10 protein-coding genes and 1 pseudogene are annotated in these 14,524 nt (G+C 33.5%); 6 read left to right on the forward strand and 5 right to left on the reverse strand.

What is annotated here, in order from left to right; translation table 11 throughout:
- Positions 1–5 precede the first annotated feature (5 nt).
- The 4 genes from rfbD to L1S46_RS22595 all read right to left on the reverse strand — a co-directional run bounded on the left by rfbD (position 6) and on the right by L1S46_RS22595 (position 4,695).
- Complete coding sequence (gene rfbD, locus L1S46_RS22580) at positions 6–887, reverse strand: dTDP-4-dehydrorhamnose reductase (protein WP_238901039.1); 882 nt, start codon at positions 885–887, stop codon at positions 6–8.
- A gap of 329 nt (positions 888–1,216) precedes the next feature.
- Entirely contained in the window at positions 1,217–2,716 is a 1,500-nt protein-coding gene (locus tag L1S46_RS22585; protein WP_238901040.1) for a hypothetical protein, read from the reverse strand.
- Positions 2,717–2,815: 99 nt separating this feature from the next.
- Positions 2,816–3,085: a DUF3343 domain-containing protein gene (locus L1S46_RS22590; protein WP_012058792.1), complete on the reverse strand. Its 270-nt coding sequence runs from the start codon at positions 3,083–3,085 to the stop codon at positions 2,816–2,818.
- Between the two features lie 86 nt (positions 3,086–3,171).
- Positions 3,172–4,695, reverse strand: coding sequence for a hypothetical protein (locus L1S46_RS22595; protein ID WP_238901041.1), 1,524 nt, complete (start codon positions 4,693–4,695; stop codon positions 3,172–3,174).
- A 172-nt stretch (positions 4,696–4,867) separates the two neighbouring features.
- On the opposite strand from L1S46_RS22595, the gene L1S46_RS22600 reads away from it, so the two are divergent.
- The 6 genes and pseudogenes from L1S46_RS22600 to L1S46_RS22625 form a co-directional block, all read left to right on the forward strand.
- Positions 4,868–5,632, forward strand: a complete 765-nt coding sequence (locus L1S46_RS22600; RefSeq protein ID WP_017211583.1) for a hypothetical protein — start codon at positions 4,868–4,870, stop codon at positions 5,630–5,632.
- A 255-nt stretch (positions 5,633–5,887) separates the two neighbouring features.
- Complete coding sequence (locus L1S46_RS22605; protein WP_017211582.1) at positions 5,888–6,382, forward strand: DUF4489 domain-containing protein; 495 nt, start codon at positions 5,888–5,890, stop codon at positions 6,380–6,382.
- Positions 6,383–6,639: 257 nt separating this feature from the next.
- A complete protein-coding gene (locus L1S46_RS22610; RefSeq protein ID WP_238901042.1) occupies positions 6,640–7,698 on the forward strand; it encodes a glycosyltransferase in 1,059 nt (352 codons plus the stop codon).
- 150 nt (positions 7,699–7,848) lie between these two features.
- Positions 7,849–9,261, forward strand: a complete 1,413-nt coding sequence (locus tag L1S46_RS22615) for a glycosyltransferase (RefSeq protein WP_238901043.1) — start codon at positions 7,849–7,851, stop codon at positions 9,259–9,261.
- A 680-nt stretch (positions 9,262–9,941) separates the two neighbouring features.
- Positions 9,942–11,534, forward strand: a complete 1,593-nt coding sequence (locus L1S46_RS22620) for a DNRLRE domain-containing protein (RefSeq protein WP_238901044.1) — start codon at positions 9,942–9,944, stop codon at positions 11,532–11,534.
- A gap of 268 nt (positions 11,535–11,802) precedes the next feature.
- Positions 11,803–12,267: pseudogene (locus L1S46_RS22625) on the forward strand (DNRLRE domain-containing protein); the annotation flags it as partial.
- Between the two features lie 38 nt (positions 12,268–12,305).
- Here the strand turns inward: L1S46_RS22625 and L1S46_RS26575 are convergent.
- On the reverse strand, positions 12,306–14,453 hold the full coding sequence (locus L1S46_RS26575) for a DUF4573 domain-containing protein (RefSeq protein WP_343217285.1): 2,148 nt from the start codon (positions 14,451–14,453) through the stop codon (positions 12,306–12,308).
- Positions 14,454–14,524: the final 71 nt, after the last annotated feature.

Below are 14,524 nucleotides of genomic sequence, written 5' to 3' on the forward strand. Positions count from 1 at the left end.
TCATTTCACTTGCCTAATTTACTTATAAACGCTTCTATTGCATCTTTCCAATCTCTCATTTCATCGCCAACAGTATTTCTTAACATCGCATTATCGAGAGACGAATATTTAGGCCTTTTTGCCTGAGTCTTATACTCTTCAGAAGTACAAGGTCTTACTTCACATTCTTCTCCAGATAATTTAACAATTCTTTTAGCAAATTCATACCATGTACACTCGCCATTATTAGTACAATGATATATTCCGTAACCATCTGTTTCTATTAGCTTCAAGATATGATATGCTAAATCATTAGCATAAGTGGGATTTCCCATTTGATCATTCACAACATTAATATGGTTTTTTTCTTTAGAAAGTTTCATTATTGTATAAACAAAATTACTTCCTACATAACCATAAAGCCACGCTGTTCTTACAATAAAATGCTTTGAACATAATAGCTGTACATACTGCTCTCCAAGAAATTTAGTTTTACCATATACACTAGATGGTGAAGCTAAATCATATTCTTTCAATGGCTTATGATTATTTTCATTAAACACATAATCAGTAGAAACTTGTACTAGTTTAGCGCCTATGGCGTCACAAGCTATAGCAAGATTTCTTGGTCCTATTGAGTTAACTCTAAACGCAAAATCTTCATCAATTTCGCATCTATCAACATTGGTGGCTGCAGCGCAGTTTATTACTACCTCTGGCTTTAAATAACTCAGTACCTCTTTAACCTTGACTAAATTTGTTATATCTAGCCTATCTACGTCAAAGCCAATAACTTCAGATACTTTTATACTCTCCGATATTTCTCCTATATCAGCTCTTCCGATTTTTATTATTTCAGTAATCTCTCTACCTAACTGTCCTTTTGCTCCAGTTATTAATATCTTCATTATAAAATAAGCACCTCTTTTAACTATATATTATAATCTGGATATTACCTTAAAAAATTTCATTTATTCCTACATTAACTTTATCATTTTCTGATAAAATTACCTTAATAACTTTCTATAAAAGTTATGCAACGTTTAATTAGTATCATTCCTCTTAATTCATTCCCTGTACTAAAGTGCATAAAAATCTGTACCTTTATAATTAAATATAGCTTCATCATAAAGTACTAAAAATCAATATGAAAAATCTTACGGAATATAAAATAAGCTTTATTATATAATGATATGTAAAAATTAGAGGAATGCTGCAAATATATTCGTCATTATTTTCAATTCTTTTGCTCTCCTCTAATATTCCATAGATTATAGTTATTGTATATAGGTATGGATATCATTTCATCTACAATTGCTTTTGTAGAAATCAAAACACTAACTTCAAACTTCATTTTTTCATTTGCAACAACTGGATTGCTTGTTATTGTAGCAAAAGAATTTACTACAAACTCTACTCCTTGTTGTTCTGCATAAACCGGGATATATAACCTTGCTTTCTGCATTCCTTCAATCTTTCCTTCTACAATATATTTTTCTTTATCCTTACCTTTAAACTCTACGATATATGGTATGTAAAAATTATATTGTAATATTGAATAATCTTTTCGAGTATCTACAATCGTTATATTTTTTGTTTCATTTATAACTTCACATTTTTTAAATTTAATATATTCTAGGTTCATAATTGCATCCTTATTTAAGGGTAATCTAATTGAAATTTCAGAGAAAATTATTTTTTCTTGATAAGTAGATAGCACTTTTTTTGCGATTATAGTAATACTATTTTCCTGTTTTAATTTTTCTTCTGAATCTATTAAATTAGAAAATTCATCTTGTACTTGGAGTTTACTTTTAGTTACTATCCCAATATCATATGGAAGACTATTATTTTGTTCAAAATTAAATGTATCTATAATTTTATTATTTGAAGTGTCAATTCTATCAATTACTCCTCTCCCATCATCACTTCGACTCGTTACTAAGAGTATTTTTTTATCTGGAGATAATCGAAGCCTTTGTATTTTTGGAAGCGTAGTTTTTATATTTGTTATGCATTCTTTCTTTAGCAAGTCTATAACTTCAATTCTATGTAAGCCACTATTAGCTGCATACAAAAAAGTTTCATTCTGTTCTAGAGCTGTAATTATAGAACCTATTTGTAGGCTTATATATGAAATATCTCCACTTTCAAGATTAAGTATAGAGACATTTCCTTTATAATTTCCTTTATTTGCTCCTTTGTTAGCGATATAGATACATTTCTCATTTTTTTCTATAATAATATAGTTTGGTAAAATGCCAACTTCTTTATATAGATTGATTAAATGAAAATCTGATGTATCATATACCTTAATTTCATTCTGTAAAATATCCAATACAAATAATCTTCTCTTGGATTTATCAAGTTCCAAGCAATTTGCCGCTATAAAGCCTTTCAAAGAACCAATCTTTTCACTAGTTTCTAAATTATAAATGCATACCTCTTCCGTATCGCATGCATATATCTTTTTATTATTGGAATCCACTTTTATATTACCATTATTGGGGATATTCCATGTTTTATCAGAATTAAACAAATCATGAATAAGAGTAACTTTATTATTTCTATCACTAGCTATATATATATTGTTTTTTTCGTCTATAACTATATTTTGAGGCCTTGGACCAATTTCAACTTCTTTTATAATGCGATAAGTATCACCATCAATGATAGATACTCTACCTGTGCCTATATTCGATACATAATAAATCATCTTCTCTAGTTTATCAATCATAAGTTTGCTGTCACCCCATCATTTTCTTATATTAAAATTTATGCTTTGTTCTTCGTTATTATGCAACAAAAACATGAAAAGACCTGGTTTAACCAGATCTTATTCAACTAATTCATAAGTTTCATTTTTTCCTTCTCCTAAAATCTTATACATTGCGGTTGGATAAATATTATTCTTATATAATTCTGTTTGAACAATTTCCATATCTATGTCTTTGAATTTGACTGCCTGAGTGCAGCTAATATTAATTTTATTAGGAGCACTAACTAATTTTGTTTTAATATTTCTTTTAGTTAAATGCTCATATATATATAGTGCTCTCTGATGACAAGTAAATACCATTATATAATCATACTTTTCTGCTTTCATATAAATCGCCTCTATCTGGTGTTATCCTAATATTATTTATAAGATATTTCTACCTTATTGTATGTTCTAAAATTTTAGAAGTGATTCTATATTCCACTTGGTTTCTTTCTTAATAAACGTTCCATAATAGATTGATTCCTTTCAAATTCAAGGTCTTCATATAATTTATTCTTTTCTTCATTTATTGTCATGACTTTCTGTCTAATTATTAGATTTTCATTTTCAAGTTCTAATAATTTTTTTTCTATACTTATCCTAATATCTTTTTCTTTTAGTAATTGATCTTTTGCATCATTCAACTGTTTTTTTGCATCATCCAGCTGCTTTTTTGTATCATCAAATTCCTTTTGAAGATTTTGTTGTAACTCTATAAATACATTATAATTCTCATCTGTCTTACGTTTTTGTTCTAATATTATTGCAATTCTCTCTTCATAATCATCCATGAATCTTTGTTTTTTTTGCAATTGCATATTTAATGAATCAATTTTCCTATCCAAATTTTTCTTTTCTAACTTCACTTTAGATAATTCGAGTTTTAAATTTTGAATTTCCTCATTTTCATTAAATGAAATTTCATTATTAACTTGATTCGTCTCATGTTTCAATGAATTATTCATAGTAAATCTATTTGGAATATATAGATTTAAATCCGGTTCATCTGTTCCGTAAGTCTCTAGTAATTTAACGGAATTATCTCTGTTATAATGCATAAAACAATGGTATCTCATTACTGTAAATTCATTACCTTTATCAAAATATATAGGGCTTTCCCATTGCTCATTATTAAAAAATGAATAAAATATCTTATTTTGTTCTATCCAACAGGCACATAATTCGTTATTTCCAATAAATAATATTGGATCGATTAAGTTCATATTACTTTCACGGACTCTGTAAACTTGTATATTACCACTAATATCTATACAAACGTGATCAATAAAATACAATAAATCTTCTCTAGATTTGTTTAATATATGAACATCCTGTTGTTGGTCCCTTAACACTTCAAAAGATATATCATCTCCTTGAATCCCATAAAGTCTTTTAGCAGAAGACCATTTACGATTTTCAAAGTTACAATAGTTTAGTGAGACTTCATCTCCTTCATCTGTGATGAAAAATACTTCAAGGCCACTTTGTTCATTTGTGTTTACTAAATAATAATCCTTTAAGTTAGGTACCAAGACGATATCTTGCAGCGAGAAAAATTTCGTCTCTTTTCCATTCCAGGCGCAATGCATTAACACACCGTGATCACTGCCATCATTGCTTATGAGCAAAAAAAATATATGCATTTCTTCTCCAATAATTTCAATCTTTAAATGCTCTATTTGAAACTCATCAAAATCCATTTGATATAGAGTTTTTCCGACCCAATGTTTATCCTTCATTGTGCAATATTTCAATTCACCCTTAATATTGCTGTATACTATATGTATTCTCTCATCCCCCTCAACATAAACAGCAAACCCCAATACTTCATTATTAATCAAATTTTCTTTAGTCCATTTTCCTTCTTCATACATAATTTTATAACACAATTCTTTATTATCATTTCGGAAAAATTTCCATATGTTATCAGTATAATCAACATATATACTATTCATGCCACTCCCTCCTTAATAAAATTATATTTTTAATAGAAGTTTATTATGCTTTTTTGTAAAACTTATTTTAATTTAACTTTTATTATCACCAGCATAATGTAATTTCATATAATGTATTGTAAATGTTGAATAGACTTATATTCAATATACTTTTTGAAGAGGAGGAAAATATATGCCCATTAACTTCAAGAAATTTTCGCCACGTCCTGGCCTTGTAAATAAACAAGGACATTTACCAGATCCTTCTGAATTAGTTTGCATTGAAGTACCAAAGATTTTTGATCAATGCCTAATAAAAAGATGTCTTGTATATGGCGATGGTCCTGACACAAATACAACAGATTCTGAATTAAGAAGCAATCCACTAACAGATCCTAAAAGATATATTGGTAGTAGAGATTTTAATTTAACATTAATTTCTGTGGATAAGATTCCACTTGCAGGCAGACCTGGCTTCAAAAAAATAGTTATTTCCTATAGAATTTCTTTCTATGCAGATTATATAGATGCAAATGGTGTAAATCAAAGCGAACTGTTCGAAGTTAATAGAACCGATGTAATAGGAAAATTTTATTGCCCTGAGTCTATAGCTCAAATTTCTGCTAGCTTTGTTCCTGTTCAAGATGCAGCTGATTTGGATTCTAATATAATAAAACTTGAAATGGTTGCCCAAGCTTTGGCAGGTGAATTATTAGAAGATGAAGAAGGAAACGACGTTTTAGATATAACTTTAGGTTACTATATTGTTGTAAAATGTGAGCTTATTGTTCAACTTCTTATACCAGCTTATGATTATTGCCCTGTTCCAAAAGAACCATGTGAAGAGGAACCAGAGGAAGACCCATGTGAGAGATTTGAAAAGGCTCCAATTCCTAAATTCTATCCTGATCAAAACTTAGAGCCATTATTCTCAGACGGTGATGATAATGATCAATAGTATGATTAACATTATAATTACAAGGATTATTAGAATTTCTGTAGATAAATAGATTGAGGTCTTTTACTAAAAATAGATATAAAGATGTGATGGTATCCTTTTATTGAATTATTATATTCAATTATAAAATTCAAGTATTATCATCACCTTCTTTGATAAAGTTCATATATTATAGTAGAAGAACCAAAGAATTCTAAATTATCCATATAGAAATTTTTATAAAAATTTATCTAAATTAAAAGGAGGATTCTATTTATGAATTCAATGTCAAAATATCATGATGATCATGATGATTGCAGGAAAGAAAAAGATTTATGTCCAACTATTATAAGATGTAGTACACCGGGTGCAGTAACGCTCCCTCCTGCTACTGTTTTAGGAACAGCTTTTCCTCTTACCGCTCTTTCTTTAAACACTTCTCGCTTAAAGAATGCTTGCGTAAAATTAGAATTTGCAAGTAATTTAGTTGCTACAGTTGCATTTACAGGAACTATAAATTTCCAAGTATTTAAACAATGCAGAGGTCAATCTACTCCAGTTCCTGTTGGACCTGCATTCACATTTAATTTAGTAGCACTATTAGCATCTGAAACATTCTCTTTCTTTGTTTGTGACTGTGGCGATTGTTGTTCAGATGACTGCTGCACTTATAGTGTAATTGCAACTGTTACTAGTGCAGTTACTGTTGGTACTTTAAGTATAAATAACGCAACTCTTGGTGCAATAGCAACATGTGGAACAATATGCTAGTAATAATTAATTAAAGATCAGTAAGTGCTATGGACTTTGGATTGAGAGGGACGCTTATTTAGTGTCCCTGATCTCAGTAAAGCCTAAATTGCTTAAGTCTTTAGATTTAGATGTAATTTGGATATTGAATTTTATTCAATATTTTATAAAATCTAATATAAATTATTCTTTAATTAGTTGTAAAATCTAGAATTAAAAATAGTTTAAACTCGAGGTTAATGCCTTGAGTTTTTCTATATAAAAAAATAGGAGGAACTATGAAAAAATATTTTACTTTATATTGGCCTGGACTTCAAAATTTTCATCTTACAAAAGATGTAGGTTTAATCCCTTATGTCTTTCAAAAGCATTTAAATTATGAGGTTTCTATTTTATGTGGCAAAAATGAAGAACATTATGATGAAGTATTTACAAAAAACATTACTCTTAATTTTATGGACGACGAAGCTTCAGTGACATCCTTATTGCAAAAAACAGATATCCTTATGTTTATTGGCTTATATGATTTTAATTTAAATATGATAGAAAGATTTAAATCAGTAAATCCCAATGGCAATATTTACTTAAAACTAGATTTAAATAGATATTGGCTAAATAGAATAACTTTTAATGATCGAAGCATTAATTTGTTAAGTAATAACAGTTTGGTTTCCGTGGAATCGAAAAATCTAAAAAAAATAATTGATACTGACTGGCCTATAAAGGTTGAGCATATACCTAATGGATTTTATGATTTTTTTGATAGTCCATTGATAAATTACAAGGATAAGGAAAATATCATATTAACAGTTGGCAGGCTAGGTTCTTATGAAAAAGCTACTGAAATTATAATGGAAGCCTTTAAAATAGCGTCAGAAAAACTTCCTGACTGGAAATTAAAATTAGTAGGACCCATTGAACCCGGCTTTAATGAATATATTAATAACTACTTGTATAAGTACTATCCTAAGTTACAAGGCAGAGTTATTTTTACAGGCCCTATTTATGATAGAAAGTTACTCATGGAAGAATACAAGAAGTCAAAAGTATTTTGTTTGACTTCAAGGGTTGAGGCTTTTGCTCAAGTGTTTGGTGAAGCTGCTTTTAATGGAAATTATATTATATCCTCTGATGTAGAGGGAGCAATAGATATTACAGATGATAAAAAATATGGGGATATATTTCAAATAAATAACTTTGAGGAACTTTCAAAGAAATTGATTTTAACATGCTCAAACGAAAAGCTACTTGAACAGGTGTGCAATGATATTCAAATTAATACAAGAGATAATTTTGAGTGGATAAAAATATGCGAAAAAATAAACTCTTTCTTTTAGAATATGGCAAAATCAAGATATTTTAAACTCTATTTTTCACGCTTTTTGTTAATTTTCATAAAATACAATGAAGCACTAGTATGATTTTAAGTATGGTTGTTTATAAATAAACAATTACTATATTAATCTATTACAGGAGATATTAAAATAATGTTTCAAAACAAAAAAACTTCAATAATAATACTAACCTATAATAATATTAATTATAATCAAATATGCCTTGAAAGTATAAGAAAATATACTACTTTAGGTACTTATGAAATAATCATTGTAGATAACAATTCTAGTGATGGAACTAGAGAATGGCTTAAAGAACAAACTGATATTAAACTCATTTTAAATGATGAGAACTTGGGCTTTCCAAAAGGCTGTAATCTTGGAATAAATGCAGCTGAAAAAGATAACGATATTTTAGTTTTAAACAATGATACAAAAGCTACACCAAGATGGCTTGATAACCTTAAAGCCTGTCTATACAGCAATGAAAAAATTGGTGCTGTGGCCTCAATTACTAATAATTGTTCCAACTATCAGGCAATAAATGTTCCATATACAGATATAGAAGATATGATCGATTTTGCAGACAAAAACAATATCTCTAATTCAGAGATGTGGGAAGAAAAATCCAGATTGGTAGCCTTCTGCATGTTAATTAAAAGAGAAGTTATTAATAAAGTCGGAACCTTTGATGAGAGGTTTACTCCTGGAAATTTTGAAGATGATGATTTATGCATGAGGATTGTGGAGGCTGGATATAAACTCATGGTTTGTAATGATAGTTTCATACACCATTTTGGAAGCACATCTTTTAAGAGTGATTATGCTAAATTTAATAACATTCTAAAAACAAATGCTCATAAGTTTGAAGAAAAATGGGGCTTCAATTCTAATTCAGAAAGTTTATTAAAGTTTGATATTATAAACCGTATAAATGAACCAATAGAAAAAAAATTGAATATTATTGAATTTAATTGTGGTCTGGGATCTACCCTGCTTAAATTAAAATATATGTATCCTAATGCAATGCTGTATGGTATAGAACAAAATAGAAATGTATCCAAAATATGTGAAAAAATAATAGAAACAATGACTGGGGATTTTGAAGAAAACTATACTATGAACTTCAAAGAAAGCAAAACCAACTTTTTTGATTATATAATTATTGGGAATAAACTTCAATTTAGTAAGGATCCATGGAAATTACTAACTGAGTTAAAAAAATATTTAAAGCCTGATGGATATATAATCGCCACAATACCAAATTTAATGCATTATTCTGTTATAAAAGGTTTATTAAAGGGAACTTTTATCTATAATCACGATTCCATATTAAATCCAAAGTGCACAAAATTTTTCACATTACCAGATATACAAAAAATATTCGAGGAATGTGGATATATAAATCCATATATATTTCATTACTCTAGAGAAATATCACAAGAAGATGATAATTTTTTAGATCAAATATGTGATATTGTTGGAAGTAATATGAAAGGCTTTTTTATATCCTACCAGTATGTAGCTAAGTTTCAAAACAATACTTTTATAGATACTCAAATCTGAATTCAGACTTATGTGGTATCTTACCGAAACAATAAATATTTCTGTAACCCCAAGGGTCATAATAATCCGGAAGACTATGGAAACATAGCTGAAATCCCTAAGTTGCAAGTTGTATCCAATTTAGCATGTCACCGCTTTTTGCGTTACAAGCTAAATTGGAAATTTTCACACAAATTCTATTTCTATTTTTTCATTTTTTTTAGTGTTATATACCTCGATTATCATTTGCTTAAAATCTTATGCATAACTCTTCCCTCTCATTCAGACACACCTCTCTTACTTTAATTATAATTTATTTCAGGAATGTGTCCATAAAACTATACTAGAATCAATACATAGAAAAATATTTATATAGAAATATATATTTATAGGTATCTAGTTTTATATAAACATATTTTACTATTTAAATATAAAAATATATAAATATTTATAGGAAACATGCGGGTTTAAAAACTATGAAAATTTAAAGCACTTATTTTTAAGTATATTTAATCTAAGAAAATTATAGATTAAACTGTCCATATATAACACTTATAAAATAAAAGTGATAATAATAATCTGAATATTATAGTCATTTATCATAATTGTAGCAGCTTTAATGATTTAACATATATTATATTAGACAACTATAATAATAGTTAAGTCATTTGAAAACAAAAGAAAATTAAGGAGATGACACAATGCCTAGTGTAATTATTAGCCCAATTGCCGATGCATATATATCATTGTTAAATCCAAACACGAACTTTGGATTTTCAAGTCTTTTATTTACAGGAAGATTTGTTCAACCTAATGACCTATTTAGAAGTTTATTAAAATTTGATTTAACTGGTTCTGTTCCATCCGGAAGTTCTATAGCAAATGCTTCTTTAAATTTATTTGTTTTTAGAAAAGATCTTCCTGATGCTGTTTTGTCTCCACAGACTGTCAGCGTATTTACAAATGCAAGCGACTTTTCTGAAAATACAGTTACGTGGAATAATGCACCGGCAATAAATCCGACAATTTATTCTATAAATGTAACTGATGCAGATATTGGTATGTATATAAGTATTGATATAACTAATTTAGTGATAGATTGGGCAAACAACCCAGCAACAAATTTTGGTGTAACATTAACTGGTATTGAAAATGTAATTGATACAATTATAGGTTACTTCTCAAAAGAGTGGGCAGTTGAAACACAAAGACCATTCCTTAGCATAGAATTCTCATCTGGAGGAACTGGCGCTACTGGTGCTACCGGACCTACTGGACCTACTGGACCTACTGGTGCCACTGGAGAAACTGGACCTGCAGGAAATACTGGCAGCGCAGTTACTGGCGCCACCGGACCTACAGGTGATACTGGCGTAACCGGACCTACTGGCGATACTGGTGTAACTGGACCTACAGGAGATACTGGTGCAACAGGACCTACAGGTGATACTGGCGTTACAGGACCTACTGGAGACACTGGAGCAACAGGACCTACTGGCGATACTGGTGTAACTGGACCTACAGGAGATACTGGCGTTACTGGACCTACAGGCGATACTGGTGTAACCGGACCTACAGGTGATACTGGTGTAACCGGACCTACTGGAGATACTGGCGTTACAGGACCTACAGGTGATACTGGTGTAACCGGACCTACAGGTGATACTGGTGTAACTGGACCTACAGGTGATACTGGTGTAACCGGACCTACTGGAGATACTGGTGTAACTGGACCTACAGGTGATACTGGTGTAACAGGACCTACTGGAGACACTGGAGCAACAGGATCTACAGGTGATACTGGCGTTACTGGACCTACAGGTGATACTGGTGTAACTGGACCTACAGGTGATACTGGCGTTACTGGACCTACTGGAGCAACAGGTGCAGGTCTAGCTGCTGATGGCTATGTATATGAACTTGCAACAATAGCCGATTCAACTGTTGTTGGTGGTGCAGACGTTCCATTCTCTAACAATGGACCGTTAAGTGGTATAACTCACACACCAGGTACCACTACTATTACCGTAGCAAGTGCTGGCACTTATGAAATAAATTATGGTGTAAGTATAACAGCAGGTGTTGGTGCACAAATTGCAATTGCTGTAAATGGTACTGTTGATGCATCTACTCCTATAACAGCTTTAGTTGCTACTGGTGAATTATTCGGAAGCGCTATATTAACTCTTGCTGCCGGAGATGTCATCACTTTAAGAAATAACTCAGCAACTCCTTTAGTGATGACATTGGCTCCAGGAGTTGGCTCTCAATTAACCATTAAAAAATTAGATTAGAATATAAGATTGGCCCTCTGCTAAAATCAGAGGGCTTTGATATAAAATCAAGTACATTTTTCATAGCATTCATTATTTATTTAAAGTTTCAGTATAGAGAAATATTGATTTTTTTATCTATTCTATAGTACATAAAATTTAAAATCTGTTCCATTTTTATATACATAATTGCATTATATTGTGCCAAGACTTTACAATTTTCCGTATATTATTAGTGATGTATCTTTTTTTATCTAGGAAAAAATAAAGAAATTAAGGAGATGACACAATGCCTACTGCAATTCTTGTCCCTATTGCAGATGCTTATATATCATTGTTAAATCCAAACACGAACTTTGGATTTTCGAGTCTTTTATTTACAGGGAGATTTGTTCAGCCTAATGACCTATTTAGAAGTTTATTAAAATTTAATTTAACTGGGTCTCTTCCATCCGGAAGTACTATAACAAATGCTTCCTTAAATTTATTCGTTTTTAGAAAAGATTTACCTGATGCTGTTTTATCCCCACAAACCGTTAGCGTATTTACAAATGCAAGCGATTTTTCTGAAGATACAGTTACGTGGAATAATGCGCCAGCAATAAATCCAACAATTTATTCTACAAATGTTACTGATGCAGATGTCGGTATGTATATAAGTATTAATATAACTAATTTAGTGATTGATTGGGTAAATAACCCAGCAACAAATTTTGGTTTAACATTAACTGGTATCGAAAATATAATTGACACTATTATAGGATATTTCTCAAAAGAGTGGGCAGTCGAAACTCAAAGACCATTCCTTAGCATAGAATTTTCATCAAGTGCAACAGGATCTACTGGACCTACAGGTGACACCGGAGCAACTGGAGCTACAGGTGATACCGGAGTTACCGGAGTTACCGGGCCTACAGGTGACACAGGAGCAACAGGATCTATTGGTGATACTGGAATTACCGGTCCTACTGGCGATACTGGAGTTACCGGACCTACCGGTGATACTGGAGTTACCGGACCTACCGGTGATACTGGAGCAACTGGAGCTACAGGCAATACTGGTGTAACCGGACCTACTGGTGACACTGGAATAACTGGAGCTACTGGCAACACTGGAGTTACCGGACCTACTGGTGACACTGGAGCAACTGGATCTACAGGCGATACCGGTGCAACTGGACCTACAGGTGACACTGGTGTAACCGGACCTACCGGCAACACTGGAGCAACCGGACCTACTGGAGACACTGGAGTTACTGGAGCTACAGGTGATACTGGAGTCACAGGTTCTACTGGAGACACTGGAGCAACCGGACCTACTGGAAACACCGGAGTTACTGGATCTACAGGTGATACTGGAATTACCGGTCCTACTGGCGATACTGGTGTAACAGGAACTACAGGAGACACCGGAGTTACTGGACCTACAGGCGACACCGGAGTAACCGGATCTACAGGTGATACTGGAGTAACTGGAGATACAGGTGATACTGGAGTCACAGGTTCTACTGGTGCGACTGGAATTACCGGACCTACTGGAGACACTGGAGTAACTGGAGTAACCGGATCTACAGGTGACACTGGTGTAACTGGATCTACTGGTGCAACTGGAATTACAGGAACTACAGGTGATACTGGAGTTACCGGTCCTACTGGCGATACAGGAGTAACCGGATCTACAGGTGACACTGGAGTTACTGGAGCTACAGGTGATACTGGAGTCACAGGTTCTACTGGTGCGACTGGAATTACCGGACCTACTGGCGATACTGGAATTACCGGCCCTACTGGAGACACAGGAGTAACAGGACCTACTGGTGATACTGGAATAACTGGAGCTACAGGAGATACTGGAGTCACAGGACCTACAGGTGATACCGGAATTACCGGCCCTACAGGTGATACTGGAGTAACCGGACCTACTGGAGACACCGGAGTAACAGGATCTACTGGTGACACTGGAGTCACAGGATCTACTGGAGCAACTGGAGTTACAGGTGATACTGGAATAACCGGACCTACTGGAATAACCGGACCTACTGGAAACACCGGAGTTACTGGACCTACAGGCGACACCGGAGTTACTGGAGCTACAGGTGATACTGGAGTCACAGGTTCTACTGGTGCGACTGGAATTACCGGTCCTACTGGCAACACTGGAGCAACCGGAACTACAGGTGACACTGGAGTAACAGGACCTACTGGTGATACTGGAGCAACAGGCCCTACAGGTGACACTGGAATAACCGGTCCTACTGGCGATACTGGTGCAACTGGAGTTACAGGTGATACTGGAATTACCGGACCTACCGGTGATACTGGAGCAACAGGATCTACAGGTGATACTGGAGTAACAGGACCTACAGGTGACACTGGAATAACCGGACCTACTGGCGATACTGGAGTAACCGGACCTACTGGAGACACAGGAGCAACAGGACCTACTGGAAACACCGGAGTTACTGGAGCTACAGGTGATACTGGAGTCACAGGTTCTACTGGTGCGACTGGAATTACCGGACCTACAGGTGATACTGGAATTACCGGTCCTACTGGAGACACTGGTGCAACTGGAGCTACAGGTGATACTGGAATTACCGGACCTACTGGCGATACTGGAGTTACCGGACCTACCGGTGATACTGGAGTAACTGGATCTACAGGTGACACTGGAGTCACAGGTTCTACTGGTGCGACTGGAATTACCGGCCCTACTGGAGACACAGGAGTAACAGGACCTACTGGTGATACTGGAATAACTGGATCTACAGGTGATACTGGAGTCACAGGACCTACAGGTGATACCGGAGCAACCGGACCTACTGGAGACACCGGAGTAACAGGAACTACAGGTGATACTGGAGTCACAGGTTCTACTGGTGCGACTGGAATTACCGGTCCTACTGGCGATACTGGAGCAACAGGCCCTACAGGTGACACTGGTGCAACTGGAGTTACAGGTGATACTGGAATTACCGGACCTACCGGTGATACTGGAGCAACAGGATCTA

The organism is Clostridium sp. YIM B02500, from assembly GCF_022324665.1.
Taxonomy (GTDB): domain Bacteria; phylum Bacillota; class Clostridia; order Clostridiales; family Clostridiaceae; genus Clostridium; species Clostridium beijerinckii.

Coding starts and splice junctions, on each gene's coding strand:
- rfbD (WP_238901039.1), bottom strand. CDS start 887: ATGAAGATATTAATAACTGGAGCAAAAGGACAGTTAGGTAGAGAGATT.
- L1S46_RS22585 (WP_238901040.1), bottom strand. CDS start 2,716: ATGATTGATAAACTAGAGAAGATGATTTATTATGTATCGAATATAGGC.
- L1S46_RS22590 (WP_012058792.1), bottom strand. CDS start 3,085: ATGAAAGCAGAAAAGTATGATTATATAATGGTATTTACTTGTCATCAG.
- L1S46_RS22595 (WP_238901041.1), bottom strand. CDS start 4,695: ATGAATAGTATATATGTTGATTATACTGATAACATATGGAAATTTTTC.
- L1S46_RS22600 (WP_017211583.1), top strand. CDS start 4,868: ATGCCCATTAACTTCAAGAAATTTTCGCCACGTCCTGGCCTTGTAAAT.
- L1S46_RS22605 (WP_017211582.1), top strand. CDS start 5,888: ATGAATTCAATGTCAAAATATCATGATGATCATGATGATTGCAGGAAA.
- L1S46_RS22610 (WP_238901042.1), top strand. CDS start 6,640: ATGAAAAAATATTTTACTTTATATTGGCCTGGACTTCAAAATTTTCAT.
- L1S46_RS22615 (WP_238901043.1), top strand. CDS start 7,849: ATGTTTCAAAACAAAAAAACTTCAATAATAATACTAACCTATAATAAT.
- L1S46_RS22620 (WP_238901044.1), top strand. CDS start 9,942: ATGCCTAGTGTAATTATTAGCCCAATTGCCGATGCATATATATCATTG.